At 29.1% G+C, this 14,528-nt stretch carries 14 protein-coding genes; 8 read left to right on the top strand and 6 right to left on the bottom strand.

The annotated features are described in order from the left end of the window. Positions 1-18 precede the first annotated feature (18 nt). The 4 genes from FHK87_RS16255 to FHK87_RS16240 form a co-directional block, all read right to left on the bottom strand. Positions 19-636 (bottom strand): LysE family translocator, encoded by a 618-nt coding sequence (locus FHK87_RS16255; RefSeq protein WP_140594819.1) that lies wholly within the window; start codon positions 634-636, stop codon positions 19-21. 323 nt (positions 637-959) lie between these two features. Continuing rightward, the gene (locus FHK87_RS16250) at positions 960-2,345 is read right to left on the bottom strand and encodes an NAD-dependent succinate-semialdehyde dehydrogenase (RefSeq protein WP_140594818.1); all 1,386 of its coding nucleotides are present in this window, start codon (positions 2,343-2,345) and stop codon (positions 960-962) included. 11 nt (positions 2,346-2,356) lie between these two features. Then, the gene (locus tag FHK87_RS16245; protein WP_140594817.1) at positions 2,357-3,097 is read right to left on the bottom strand and encodes an SDR family oxidoreductase; all 741 of its coding nucleotides are present in this window, start codon (positions 3,095-3,097) and stop codon (positions 2,357-2,359) included. A 243-nt stretch (positions 3,098-3,340) separates the two neighbouring features. Further along, entirely contained in the window at positions 3,341-3,742 is a 402-nt protein-coding gene (locus FHK87_RS16240; protein ID WP_140594816.1) for a VOC family protein, read from the bottom strand. Positions 3,743-4,106: 364 nt separating this feature from the next. Between FHK87_RS16240 and FHK87_RS16235 the strand changes: the two genes are divergently transcribed. From FHK87_RS16235 to FHK87_RS16215, 5 genes are all read left to right on the top strand, one after another. Further along, entirely contained in the window at positions 4,107-4,520 is a 414-nt protein-coding gene (locus FHK87_RS16235; RefSeq protein ID WP_140594815.1) for a hypothetical protein, read from the top strand. Between the two features lie 18 nt (positions 4,521-4,538). Continuing rightward, the gene (locus FHK87_RS16230; protein ID WP_140594814.1) at positions 4,539-5,213 is read left to right on the top strand and encodes a nitroreductase family protein; all 675 of its coding nucleotides are present in this window, start codon (positions 4,539-4,541) and stop codon (positions 5,211-5,213) included. A 35-nt stretch (positions 5,214-5,248) separates the two neighbouring features. After that, complete coding sequence (locus FHK87_RS16225) at positions 5,249-5,548, top strand: HPF/RaiA family ribosome-associated protein (protein WP_140594813.1); 300 nt, start codon at positions 5,249-5,251, stop codon at positions 5,546-5,548. Positions 5,549-5,817: 269 nt separating this feature from the next. Further along, entirely contained in the window at positions 5,818-6,342 is a 525-nt protein-coding gene (locus FHK87_RS16220) for a DUF3124 domain-containing protein (RefSeq protein WP_140594812.1), read from the top strand. Positions 6,343-6,539: 197 nt separating this feature from the next. Beyond that, positions 6,540-7,034 carry a Dps family protein gene (locus FHK87_RS16215; RefSeq protein WP_140594811.1) on the top strand — a complete coding sequence of 165 codons (495 nt, stop codon included), beginning with the start codon at positions 6,540-6,542 and terminating at the stop codon, positions 7,032-7,034. A gap of 561 nt (positions 7,035-7,595) precedes the next feature. Here the strand turns inward: FHK87_RS16215 and FHK87_RS16210 are convergent. Together FHK87_RS16210 and FHK87_RS16205 are read right to left on the bottom strand one after the other, a co-directional pair. Then, positions 7,596-7,988, bottom strand: a complete 393-nt coding sequence (locus FHK87_RS16210) for a response regulator (protein WP_140594810.1) — start codon at positions 7,986-7,988, stop codon at positions 7,596-7,598. Continuing rightward, entirely contained in the window at positions 7,985-10,714 is a 2,730-nt protein-coding gene (locus FHK87_RS16205) for a PAS domain S-box protein (protein WP_140594809.1), read from the bottom strand. The genes FHK87_RS16210 and FHK87_RS16205 overlap by 4 nt, the downstream gene beginning before the upstream one ends. A 466-nt stretch (positions 10,715-11,180) precedes the next feature. On the opposite strand from FHK87_RS16205, the gene FHK87_RS16200 reads away from it, so the two are divergent. From FHK87_RS16200 to FHK87_RS16190, 3 genes are read left to right on the top strand one after another with little or no spacing between them, the layout of a single operon-like run. After that, positions 11,181-11,732, top strand: a complete 552-nt coding sequence (locus FHK87_RS16200; RefSeq protein WP_140594808.1) for a hypothetical protein — start codon at positions 11,181-11,183, stop codon at positions 11,730-11,732. A 42-nt stretch (positions 11,733-11,774) separates the two neighbouring features. Next, the gene (locus FHK87_RS16195; RefSeq protein WP_140594807.1) at positions 11,775-12,998 is read left to right on the top strand and encodes a Pycsar system effector family protein; all 1,224 of its coding nucleotides are present in this window, start codon (positions 11,775-11,777) and stop codon (positions 12,996-12,998) included. A gap of 6 nt (positions 12,999-13,004) precedes the next feature. Beyond that, on the top strand, positions 13,005-14,528 hold the full coding sequence (locus FHK87_RS16190; protein ID WP_140594806.1) for a GH3 family domain-containing protein: 1,524 nt from the start codon (positions 13,005-13,007) through the stop codon (positions 14,526-14,528).

Below are 14,528 nucleotides of genomic sequence, written 5' to 3'. Positions count from 1 at the left end.
ATCGTTGAGAACTTACACTTACAATAGATAAATCAAATTACTAATACCAACTATACCGGTTAAACTGCCTAAAATAAAATCAATTTTGGTAGAAACAAAAGTGAGTTTATGTTCAATTTTATCGGCAATCATTGCGTAGGTGGTATACAAAGAAAAGGAACCAATAGTTGAGCCTATTGAAAAATATAAACTATTTAATAAAGAGTATTCGAAAAACTTTAGTCCTATTAATAGGGAAATTGAGGTAAAATAAAATGGAATAGCAAAAGTATTCAATAAAGACATCCCGACGCCATGCAAATATGCTTTAGATTTATCAATTTCTTCTTTAACTTTTTGTTTATTTGAAGTAAAATACAATCTGAAAAAATTGATAGATAATACAATAAGAATTCCTGTTCCAACTTTGTGAATGGTAGTCATATACTCTGAGTTTTTCATTAAAATATTTGAAAGATAAGCACCTATATTTGCTTGAAAAAAAAGAACAGTAGCAAAACCTCCTATGAGATATAAAGCGGATTTTCGTCCGCTTCTTAAACTAAATTTCACAACAGTAAGATTTAAAAAACTAGGAACAATACTGCCTGAAGCCGCAATTATAAAGCCTAAAAATAAGTAGGTGAAAAAGATCATAATTCATTGATGTGTATATCCAAATTAATACGCTAATACATTTAATTTGATTCGATATAAACTAATTTCTCCATATTTAACAAGCATCTTTTATCGAATAAACGTCTCACAATTTGATTCAACACTTAAAAATATCTTTAGCTATCTTGAAATTTATTTCAAAACATCAACTGATTAATAAATACAGCTTTATTTAGATACTTATTTTGAGACTTCAACTTACAAATCAGATCAATAACAGTTTTAAATATCTTTTTATAAATCTTTTTCTATAAAAGCATCAAATCAAACGTTTGGTGCTTTTATAGAAATCTTTTCTTAACCTAATCTTCTGAAATCAAAATAGACTTGACATTTACAAATTCTTTGATACCAAACCCTCCATGTTCTCTACCAAATCCAGAGTTTTTCACGCCTCCAAAAGGCATATTAGGCTCTGCCAGTCCAAAAGAATTAATAAAAACCATTCCAGTATCAAAATTATTTTCTGCCAATGCTATAGCTCGTTCTGTATTTTTAGAGAATATGGCGCCCCCAAGTCCATAACGGCTATCATTAGCAATTTTCATAGCATCATCATCATCATTAGCTTTGATAAGAGCTGCAACGGGTCCAAATAGTTCATCATCATACGCTGGTTGTCCAGAACTTACACACTCCAAAACAGTTGGCGGATAGTAGTACCCCTTACCTTCTGGTATATTGCCACCGCAAAGAATTTTAGCTCCTTTTTCTACACTATTAATCACTTGTTGGTGTAAGGTATCTCGAAGGTCTTTTCGTGCCATTGGACCAAGATCAGATGATTCCTTTTTAGGATCGTCCATCACTAATTGCTTCATCTCTTGCACAAAAGCACTTTTGAATTCGTCATACACACTTTCGACCGCTATAAATCGTTTTGCTGCTATACAGGTTTCTCCATTGTTATAAATACGTCCCTGAACGCACTTTTCTACAGCAATCTTAATATCAGCATCCTCAAGGATAACATAAGCATCATTACTACCAAGTTCTAATACAGTTTTTTTGAGTTCTGCGCCTGCCTTTTCTGCTATAATTTTTCCTGCATCAGAACTTCCTGTTAGTGTTATTCCTCTCACAAGTTTATGTTTAATAATTACATCAGACTGTTCGTGCTCTATAATTAACACTTTAAATAAATCTTTTGGTAAACCCGCATCTTCAAAAATAGATTCTAAAAAAAGTGCAGTACCTGTAACATTTGAAGCATGTTTTAACAAAACACTATTCCCGGCCATAAGATTAGAAATAGCATAACGTATGACTTGGTAGCATGGATAGTTCCAAGGCTGAATCCCATATACAATACCGATGGGCGTATACGTTATAATTCCTTTTCCACCATTTAACAGTTCTCGTTGTTCGTTTTTTAAGAACTGTTCTGCATTCTCTGCGGAGAAATTACAAATTTCGGTACATAAATCAACTTCTTGTTTACTTTGTTTCAAAAGCTTACCCATCTCATCAGTCATGAGTTCCGCTAATTTATTTTTATGATTTTGAAGTGCTTTACCTATAGCTTTTATAAAATTTCCACGCTCTCTAAAATTTCTTTTTTTCCATTTTAAAAATGCATCATGAGAATTTTGAATAACTGTTTCAACCTCATCATCAGTCATATATTTATATGAATGTAATGTTTCTTCTGTTGTGGGATTTTCAGTACTAAATGTTTTCGCTTCCATATACATTCATTTTATTGCTGCTCACTAGGAACAATATACATGTTGTTAATATTTACACGTTTGGGTTGTAAAAAAACATAGCAAATTGCATTTGCAATATCTTCGGATTCCAAAGTAGTCATCTCTTCTAACTTTGATATTTTTTCTTTAATATCTTCATCAGTGATTGTATCTGTGAGATTAGTAGCCACTGCTCCAGGCTCTATAGATGTAACGTTAATGCCATATGCCGGCGTTAGTTCTTGTCGTAAACCTTCTGAAAACATTTGAACAGCAGACTTTGTTGCACAATACACTGCCCCTCCAGGAAAATAGCGATATGCTGCCATCGAAGATACATTAATTATATCACCTCCTTTGTTCTCAATTAGTTTTGGTAATATAGCAGCTACACCATTAAGAACCCCTTTAATATTTACATCTACCATTTTATCCCATTCGTCTGTTTTTAATTTCTCAACAAATGAAAGAGGCATTAAGCCGGCATTATTTACAAGACCATTTACAGTTCCGAACTCATCTATTGTTTTAGAAATTACATTTTCAAAATCTGTAGACTTAGTCACATCACCTGGAACAATTAAGGCTTCTCCTCCTTCTTGAATTATATTATCTTTGAGTGTCTTTAACTTTTCTTCATTTCGAGACATTAAAACAACCTTTGCTCCATAGGTTGCTAACTTTTTAGCTGTCGCTTCACCAATACCACTAGAAGCTCCTGTAATTATTATTACTTTATCGTTTAAATCCATATTTAATATTTTTATTTATTTTAACTTGTATGATTATTCTATTTTAATTAATATCAATGCATAAAATTTTAGCACGAAACAATTATAGTCTTTAGTTTTTTATCTTTTTGATACTAGAAACATGCTCAACGAACTACTTTCAGATTTTTGACTATTGGAATCTTATTATTATTATTTTATCAATCTTTTAAACTAAAGATTTTAATTTCTGCAAGCGATCAAATATTTCAAATCAGCTAAAAACTATAATTTGCAATTTATCATCCAGTTAATATTAAATTGATCAGAACATCTTCCATAATAAGCTTTCCATGAAGTTTCTTGTAAAGGTGTATGAACAATTCCTGAATTAGAAAGTTTATCAAAAATTTTATTGACTTCTTCTCTTGAATTTAGATCGATACTCATTTGGATAGTACTACCAGAAGTTAATGGTGTATCAGGTGAAGCATCATAACCCATAAAATGAAATCCTTCTCCTTTGAGTTCTGCATGTTGTAGTTTGCCCCTATAATGTTCTGGTATATCTATTTCTTTGTTTTCGTAAGTTTCTCTATTAATGATTTGACCACCAAAAGTCTTTTGATAGAAGTTCAGTGCCTCTTGACAGTTTCCTTCAAATACTAAATAAGGTTGAATTTTCATGATTATTTTTTTTCAAAATTATTTAGTCTCTAGTAGTATTATTACTCTATATGATATAAAAAATAACTCAAATAAAATATCAGACCTTAAAAACAAATAAGATGAAAAAAAGCTCAATGTCACTTTTCAAATTCAAAAAAGCTAAATGAATTACTATGTTTAATTGTGTATAACTTTTAGAACTAGTTGTCTAAAAATTGATATCCAAAATTCATAAAATATTAAGGTGTATAATCTAAAAAGATAAAATGTATAATGTAAATACATCAAATAGTAAATGAGTTAATCAATCTATTATTGTAGCACTTATTCTCTTTCTCCTTGTAATATCTTTACATGCAAAACCTTAAGATTAAACAAAAAGATGAGAAAAGAGCAAGTAAATAAGAATATTTTACTTGGTATTTCATGTACACTTGCCTTTGCATACTCTTTTTATACAATACAGTATCCTAAAATAGATTTTCATGGGTGCTGGATTGAATCTTTCAAAAATGAGGATATAAAAAAACGATCAATTAGAATATTTAAATCCTGCAATGATAATTCTTTAGCTCCGAGTAGAAGATTTCGCTTTAAGATGGAACTACATAAAAATAGAACTTGTGAATATCTTTCAATGTCTGCAACTGACGCTCATAAGATGAGGCAAGGAATTTGGGTATATGATTCTAAAAATCGTATCCTAAAAATTAAAAATTTGAACAATAAGATTATAAAATCATTTAAAGTAATTAAAGTGAAACAAAATAAACTTCATCTTAAAACTAGGAAATAATAAAGTAAAGAGTTTACTATGAAAAATACAATTATTGCAGAAAAAGAAACAAAATATAAGATATTACCTATCTTAAAAGAACGATATTCACCTAGAGTTTTCTCAGATACTCCAGTCTCTGAACTAGAACTAAGGACACTTTTTGAAGCAGGAAGATGGGCTCCTAGTTCTTATAATAGACAACCTTGGAGAATTATTTGGGGGTTAAAAGGTAGTAAAACTTATGATCGAATATTTGAGTGCTTAAGTGAGTTTAATCAATCTTGGGCTAAAAATGCCCCTGTTTTATTACTTAGTGCTTTTAAGAAGGTCACTGATGATGGACAGGAAAACTTCCATGCATTACACGATTTGGGGTTGTTCATGGGAAATGTCACAGTTCAGGCACAACATCTCGGAATTGCACTTCACCAAATGGCAGGTGTACTTTATGATAAAGCAAAAAAAGACTTTAATTTCCCAGATGAGTATCATATAGCAACTTCTGTAGCAATAGGTTACTATGGAGGTGACAAGAAAAATCTACCTATTGATTTAAGAGAAGAAGAGAATCCTGAAAATAGAACGAGATTAGTACAGCAAGAATTTACCTTTAATGGCAATTACATTCAAAAAGAGGAATTAAAGTCATCTAAGGACAAGATAGACTCTCACAAGAAGCAAATCATGAAAAAAATCAATGATTTGGATTAAATAAAATCAATAAAAAAATATCAAATTAAAGATAAATGAAAACAGTTTTTGAATACACCAATATAAATGCGAGCGACAGATTAGAATCGTTAATCGAAGAGAAATTAAGTAATCTAGCTAACAAATACCCTTTTATTTTAAGAGGCGATATATTTTTAAAAAAAGAAAATAGAAGTGATAAAACAGGCCATTTATGTAGCATCAGAATTAGTGCTCCTGGTTCTAGGTTATTTGCATCTTCTGATGAGAGTAGCTTTGAAGAAGCAATTGCAGAAACAATTAGAGATCTAAATGACCAATTAGAAAAACGAAAAGAAAAAATGTCGACGCATTAATAGAAAGTAAATTGAAAACAATCATAAAACCTCACTATTTATTCTAAAAACTGAGTACATTCAAAATAATCTTTTATAAGATCGAAAATAAATATATATTTTTATCAATTATAAGAATATATTAGGCTATCAAGACTTTTTTCGAATTTGAGTTTTCTTATTTTTAAGTTTTTGGTTAACGTTAGAAAGTAATTTTTTTTATTTTCAAAAATGTACAGTGTCATTTTTCTAGATAACAAATTTTTATTTCTAAAAATTTTTAAATCATCATGATTTTAAATCATAAAATTGTATTTATAATATTTGTAGTTTTCATATATGGATGTGTACAGAATAATCCATATATAAATGAAAAAGCAGAGCAAGAAAAACTAACACATAATATAATAACGGATAATAATAAGTTTCATTATCCTATCAAAAAACAGATATACGTCCCTATTTATTCAGACATTTACAACAAGACAAAAGATTTTAGATTTCAACTAACTGCTACTTTGAGTATCAGAAACACTAGTCCTGTAGACTCCTTATTTATAAAAAATGTAGATTACTATAATACAGAAGGAAAATTTATAAGAAAGTATATACAACAACCTATTTACTTAAAACCTTTACAATCTATCGAATATGTTATTGAAGAAAAAGATACGACTGGTGGTAGTGGAGCAAATTTCTTGATAACTTGGGGAGCTAATAACGAAATTACTCCTTTATTTCAGGGAGTAATGATTGGCGTATCTGGTCAGCAAGGTTTTGCATTTACTACAGAAAGTATTGTTATTTCTGAATAAAAATTATCCTATTTCTGTTTTTCTATCTTCATAAACACATGATTATTTAGTTAGAACACCTTTAGTCCTCATTCATTATTATTAAGAATTACTTAAAAAAGTATTAATTTATGATTTGTATTAAGGATTATAGGAAAAGCGTCAAAGAAAACAACATCATTTTGCTTACTTGTGAATGTATTTAAATCAGGAGTAAAATGAAGCAACAAACAAAACATCAAAAAGAATATAAAAAGTTAGGATTTACTTATTTGGACACAGCTGAAATATTGGTAACTCTTAATCAACTTTTATCCAATTATACAATACACTATCACAAATTATATAGTTTTCAATGGAATGTTGAGGGAAATAACTTTTTTGAATTGCAAAAACAATTTAATATTGAATGTGATCAGGTAAAATTACAAATCGATAGTATTACAGAAAGAATAAGAGTTTTCGGAGTCAAACCTAAAAATACATTAAAGCAGCATATAGAATTCTCTAAGATAAAAGAAGTTCAATTGGATATAAGTTCAATATCAATGGTAGAAGAGATTATTAGCGATTTTCAAATTCTCCACAATTCTCTACTAGATGTTATCAATGCCGCATTAGACACTGGGGATTCTGCTACAGAAGAATTAGCCGTAAGTATCATAAAACGTTTAGAAAAGAGAAATTGGATGTTTACTTCTTGGATAAATTAATTTCTGACACTATAAAGTTACGTAGTGTTTAGCACAGAAACTGAGTATCAGCTTTATTGATTGAGTAGAAAATTAATAAACAGACAGAATTTATAAAATTTGAGGACAGTTCTATTAATTTTCTCTCCATCTTTCTGTGTTCAAATCAATACTATACATACTCACAAATCATTATTTATAAATAGGCTTACTATTAAAATCTACACTTAAATTTTCAACAAAAAACGAAGTAGAATTTAAAAGTTAGAAATGAAAAACAATAAAAAACATAATAATATAGAGAAAAAAGCATTTAAATCGTTATTAATTTTGGTTATTGCGTCTATTCTACTATATAGTTTTGCATTATGTACAATGGTTATATTCCCTGAAATTTTATGAAAAAAAATAATAAAATACAAAGTCCTGGTCTAAAAAAAAGATTTTTTGGTAGTAAAGCACATCTAAGAAATTTGATGAAAAAGATTAGAAATAAAAATAAGCCAAAAAAGATATAAAATGACATTATACCATTACATTCAATAATATTAAAACAAAAGAAGCTGATAATTAGTTATCAACTCATAGATTTTCTAAAATAGAGACTAGTTTCTTTTTTGTAATCGGTTTCACTATATAATTATTGACAATTTCGTATGATTTTGCTCTCAAAACATCTGCAGGATCTACAGAAGACGATACAATATATATGGTTATAGTACTAGAAACATTAACTTTAATAAATTCATCCAAAAATTGCCATCCATCTAATATTGGCATATTTAAATCCAAAAGAATCACCTCGGGTAAAGTTTTATTCTTTGAAATTATCATTAATAATGACTCTAAAGCTTCCTGACCATTCCTGTAGATTAAAAAATCATCACACATATTATTGAGTTCCATAACTTTTTTAACACCAAAAATGAATATAGCATCATCATCAACGATACATGTTAAATTAATTTTTCTCATTTTTTCATAAAAATTTTAAATATTGTTCCCTGATTAACCTCACTCTCAACTTCTATCTTCCCTCCGATAGCTTCAACTTGATTTTTGGTTATGAATAAGCCTATCCCTCTAGCATCCTTGTTATGATGAAAGGTCTTATACATCCCAAATAATTTAGCATGATGCTTTTTTAAATCAATACCCAATCCGTTATCTTCTATTGTTAGAACGATATAATTATCCTCTTCATGAGTATTCAGTAATACAAAACTACTTCTATCTAATGAACGATATTTGATACTATTGGTAATAAAATTAAGTACAATACTCTCTAAGTATGCAAGAATACCTTTAACTGATATTGATACATCTACTTTATTAATTATTTTTACTTTAGCTGAATTAGCCATAATCCCTACCCCATTAATAACCCTCTCTATAATGTTGTTAAGATTCAAATCTTTTAAGTTTTCGTCTACAGATGTATTTATTAGCACAACTTCGTTGAGATGCTGTATAGTATCGTTTAAATTATCTGAAGCAGATTGAAAAAGTTGCATTATCTCATTCTGAGCTTCATCTGGTTTTTCTTCTAAATATAAATCCAAGAGCATGCTAAAGTTACTGGAATGAGATTTCAAATTATGTGAGACAATATGAGCAAAATTTTTAAGTCTTTTGTTTTGACCATTAGCCACTTTTAGTAATGACTTGATTTCTTTTTCAACATTTTTGATCTGACTTATGTCTGCTGCTACTCCAAGATATCCCACAATTTTATTATTATTTTTAATCGCAGTAATTGTTAATTGTACAGGAAACCTTGTGCCATCTTTTTTTACATATGTCCACTCTTTTGTATCATATTTCTGATTTTTCGGCAGAGTAGTGAATACTTCAAAACCCTCAATTCTTTTATTAAATAATGTAGACAATTCTTTTGATCTATCATCTACTTCACTTTGGATATGAACGAATAATGGAGTCTTTTTACCAATTATTTCTTGTCTTGAATAACCTAAAAGATTTTCTGCTCCTTTATTAAAGGTTGTAATTAATCCATTTTTGTTGGTTCCTATTATACTTACTTGGGTACTTGCATCAAGGATCCCTTCTAGTTTAGAAAGTGTTTTATGAAGTTTATTTTCAGCTAGAATTCTCGGAGATATATTAGTAATTTGAGCCATAAAATACAAAGGCTTTTTTGACTCATCTCTCATTAAAGACACAGATAAAATTATATGAACGACTTTACCACTTTTATGAAAATATCGTTTCTCTATATGACAAAAAGATCTTTTACCTTTTAGTAATTCATCTACAAACCCTAAATCTACTTCTAAATCATCTGGATGAGTTATGTCCTGAAAGGTCAACTTTTCTAACTCTTTTACAGAATAACCCAACATTTTACAAAGAGATTTATTAACCTCCAGCCATTTTCCATCAAGATCAAGAATGGCCATTCCAATGGCAGCGTTCTTAAAGTTTTCTCTAAATTTTCTTTCACTTAATTTGAGCCTTATTTCTGCTTCTTTAGTTTTTGTTATATCAGCGGTTAACATTATGATCCCACCAATTTCTAGATCATCTGTATACCATGGGTGTAACTCCCAACTTAGCCATTGTACTGATCCATCAACTCTTTCAAAACGATCTTCTTCACATTTTAAGACATTTCCTCTAAGGCATTTTTTATGATCTTTTACCCAACGTTCTTCAATTTCAGGAAATACGTCATAATGACTCATCCCAGTAATATTGTCTATTTTTATCTCATAATCAGTTATCCATTTTCTGGAATATGAAATGTATCTCATTTGATTATCAAACATTGCAATAGCACTTGGAGATTGTTCTATAAACAATTTATGTTGATCAAGTTCGCTTTGATTATTTAGTATTTGTTGACGAGATCCTATTATAGAGTTAGAAATATCTCTATGATTTCTATCAATCTTTTTTCCTCTATCCAAAATACGAATCCAATTACCATTTTTGTGTTTTACTCTCATTTCACATTCGTAGATCAAACTCTTATTTTCAAAATGTTCTTCTAATAGTCGATTAGATTTTTGTAAATCCTCTGGATGTATATATTCTTGTAAGGTATTAATTGAATATGGCTCTAATTCTGTAAGCGAGTATCCCAAAATTTGAGCCCAATTTTCATCAATTTGGACTTTGCTTGTATCCATATTCCATTCCCAAAAACCAATCTTAGTATATTTTATAACTTCTGTATATAGTTTTGTTGGATGAGCTGGTTCAGATTTTGATCTATTATCTAAAGTTTTATGATTTCCGTAAGTATTAATCCCTAGTAACCTAATAGGCAAATTAGTTTTTTCATCCATAATAAAAACTAATTTTACACATCTGTAAATCAGACTTTTATTTAGATGAATATAGCTTACAATATGATCATATATGAAATCAGAATCCTTTGTTGGATTATGCAATTGTTTCCGGAAAAATTTATAATCTTTTTTTGTGAGAATATTACTCCAAATGGGTAAACAGTTTGAATGGCTTTCTTGATGATATCCAACTGTGTTCCAAAATTTTGAATTACACCAAACATTCTTAGGATTTTCTAAATCCCAGAACCATATTCCGTCTAATTCATTATCCTGAATAAGATTAAAAATGAAGTTTTTTTTCTTAATCAATTCATAGAACTCTTCCTTTAAATATTCCCCTTCTTTTGCAAGAATGATAGAAGTTTTACCAATGTTTTGATACATTTAATCGCTTTCATAAGTTATGGGGTAATTTATTAACATAAAATTATGAAATCTAAAACAATAAAACATACGCTTAACAAACAATAAATATATGCTTAAACCATAAAAAATTGATTTCAGCCATTATAATATTTTAATTTTAAGCATTTTATAATTTATTTTTTGACTCAAAACAAAAATGTTAATAAAAACTAAAAGTTTTTATAAGTTCATTAGGACATATCGTTTTTGATGATAATATAATCTTAGATCAAACTTCAAAGCTACTTACAAAAGAAAAGAAATTATAAAAACATCTTGTATAGCTTTAATCTTCTAAAAGAGTTAGTCTTTTTACCAAATGAATCAATACTACTTGATGCAGCAAACTATATTGCAAATGTGATATTTCTAAAACTAATTATTCACAACCAAATAGAGTATTTACTTTAATGGTAAATACTGAAAAAACCTAGATAGTATCAAAATGATGAACAATAAGAAGATTCCAAATATAATTTCGGAAGAAATAAAAATTGCTCTATCTCATTATCCAGAGTTAAAAGATGTTGAAATACAATTTGAATTAAAACCTTTTTTAAGAAAATCCTTTATGAAAGCTCAACCAAAGATTTCATCTCTTTTTTCTCCAAAACAAAAAAGAAAATATGTAATCATAATTAGTTCAGTTTTTGATATAAATGGACAGAGATTGCCTATACAAGAACTCCCAAAAGAAGTTATTATTGGTTGGGTGGGACATGAACTTGGCCATATTATAGATTATACAAATCGAAATAGTTTTAATCTTATAATTTTTGGAATATGCTATGTACTATCTAGTAGATATACTAAGAGAGCTGAAAGAACTGCTGATACATATGCTATCACTCATCAAATGGGTAATTATATACTCTCTACTAAGAAATTTATACTGGATAATGGAAATTTTCCTGAAATATACAGAAAGCGTATCAAAAGGCTATACCTATCCCCAGACGAAATCTTACAAATAGTAAAAAAAGAAGAAAGCCTATAATTTATTAAGCAGCCTTTAAAAATTATTTTAAAAAGAATGAAAATGGAATCATTATTAGAAAAGACAGAACATTACGTATTTGATTTTTTAAAAAATAATCTTCCAAAGACATATTTGTACCATAATTATGTACATACTAAAAGAGTTATAACCTCCTCAAAGGAAATAATAAGTAATATAGAAATTACTGAAGAAGAAAAGGAAATTATTTTATTAGCATCTTGGTTTCATGATACAGGATATGTTGAAAATGCAAATGAACATGAACAAGAAAGTGTAAAAATCGCTGAAATTTTTTTACGAAAACATAACGTTAATGAAGAGAAAATAATTAGCATAAAAAATTGCATCCTTGCAACTAAATTTAACTCAAAACCTAATAACCTATTAGAGGAAATCATTAAAGATGCAGACAATTCACATCTAGCTAAAGACTATTTTGATGAAGTAAGTGAGCTTCTACGTAATGAATTAAAATTTTGCGAAAAAAAAATCTATTCGTCTAGCGAATGGAGGGAAGAAAATATAGAATTACTTTCAAAAAACCATCGCTACTATACTAGATATGCAGTAGAAAATTGGGAACCTAAAAAACATAAAAACTTACTAAATATTCTCTCAAAAAAAGAAAAACAAAAAAAGAAACAACAAAAAGAAAATTTAAAAGCTAAGTTAAAAGTAAAATACAAAGATGAAAGTCCTGAAAGAGGAATACAAACCTTATTTAGAGTAACACTAAGAAACCATATTAAGTTAAGTGATATTGCAGATACCAAAGCCAATATATTACTTTCTATTAATGCTATCATTATTTCTTTGGCATTAGCTAATTTGATTCCAAAATTAGATGCGCCTTCAAACAAACATTTAATGATTCCAAGTCTAATATTAGTTTTGTTTAGTGTTGCATCTATAATACTTTCTATAATGTCTACTCAGCCCAAAGTGACAGGAAGAGAATTCACTAAAAAGCAAATAAAAAAACAAAATGTAAACTTATTATTCTTCGGAAACTTTTTTAAAATGCCTTATGATCTTTACCAAGAAGCTATTGACGAAGTTATTAATGACAAAAAATATGTTTACAAAATGTTGACTAAGGATCTCTATCTCTTAGGTTTAGTACTTAAAAAAAAATATGCACTACTTAAGATTACATATGTAGTTTTTACTGCGGGAATTATCCTTTCAGTAGTTGCATTTATTTTGGCATTTGCAGAAATAGATCTTGCAGAAAAAGTAGCTAACCCCATCATTTCAAAATAAAATAATATGAAAATAATTGGATCAATCATAAAAGGTGCTATCGAACTAAAAGGAGCTTTATCGACCGAACCTAATCATGTCGAAGCACAACAAAAAACACTTTATAATATATTAAAAAAAGCATCTAATACTAGATTCGGTAAACGATATAGTTTCGAACTCATTCTTCAATCAGATGAGATTCAAGAAGATTTTGCAAAAGAAGTACCTTATTTTGATTATCATCAATTGTATGATCAATGGTGGCATAAAGTAATCGATGGAGAAGAAAATGTCACTTGGCCAGGAACACCAGACTATTTTGCACTTAGTTCAGGAACAACAGGAAAAAAAAGTAAAAGAATACCTGTAACGGATGATATGTTAAATGCTATCCAAAGAGCAGGTATTAAGCAAGTAGAAGCACTGTCAAATTTTGATCTCCCCGCTTCTTTTTTTGAGAAAGAAATTATGATGCTAGGAAGTTCTACTGATTTAAAAGAAAATGATGATCATTTAGAGGGAGAAATCAGTGGCATTAGTGCTAGTAATATTCCCTTCTGGTTTGAAGGGTACTACAAACCAGGAAAAGAAATTGCTAAAATTGATGATTGGGACCTCCGTATTCAACGTATTGCAGAGAAAGCCAAAGATTGGGATATTGGAGCACTAAGTGGGATCCCTTCATGGATGGAATTGATGTTACAAAAAGTAATTGATTACCATAATGTTGACAATATCCATGACATATGGCCTAATCTACAAGTATATACATCTGGTGGAGTTGCTTTTTCCCCATATGAAAAAAGTTTTAATAAACTGTTAGCACATCCAATTACTGTTATAGACACTTATTTAGCTTCAGAAGGATTTATAGCCTATCAGGAACGTCCAGATACTGATGCTATGAAACTAATAACTGATAATGGAATATATTTTGAATTTGTTCCTTTCAAACCAGAATATATCAATTCTGATGGTTCATTAAAACAAAGCGCTCCATGTATTACTTTGGCTGATGTAGAAACAGATCAAGATTATGTACTCATAATAAGTACAGTTTCTGGTGCATGGAGATATGTCATCGGTGATACAATTGAATTTACAGATATAAAAAGAGCAGAAATTAGAATCACAGGAAGAACAAAATTTTTTCTCAATGTTGTTGGATCACAACTTTCTGTTCATAAAATGAATACTGCACTGCAAGAAGTTGAAGAAAAATTTGATATAGAAATCCCAGAATTTACACTAGCCGCTACCAAAATAGATAATGAATTTTATCATCATTGGTATTTGGGAACAGATAGCGATGTTAGCGATCAACTATTGGCTAAAACTCTGGATGAAAACCTAAAAAGTGCAAACAAAAATTATAAAGTAGCTAGAGGTAAAGCTTTAAAAGGACTTATTGTTACTAAAATTCCTGTACATATCTTCTCTGAATGGAATGGTACACAAAAGAAAAAAGGTGGACAAGTAAAAATGGAGAGAGTAATGTCTGAAGAAAAATTTGCCGAATGGGAACATTTTGTTTCTCAAACGATTTAA

This window comes from Aquimarina algicola (genome assembly GCF_006443095.1).
In the GTDB taxonomy this organism is placed as follows: domain Bacteria; phylum Bacteroidota; class Bacteroidia; order Flavobacteriales; family Flavobacteriaceae; genus Aquimarina; species Aquimarina algicola.
The sequence above is the reverse complement of the archived record's forward strand: the minus strand, read 5'-3'. Positions and strand labels throughout refer to the sequence as shown.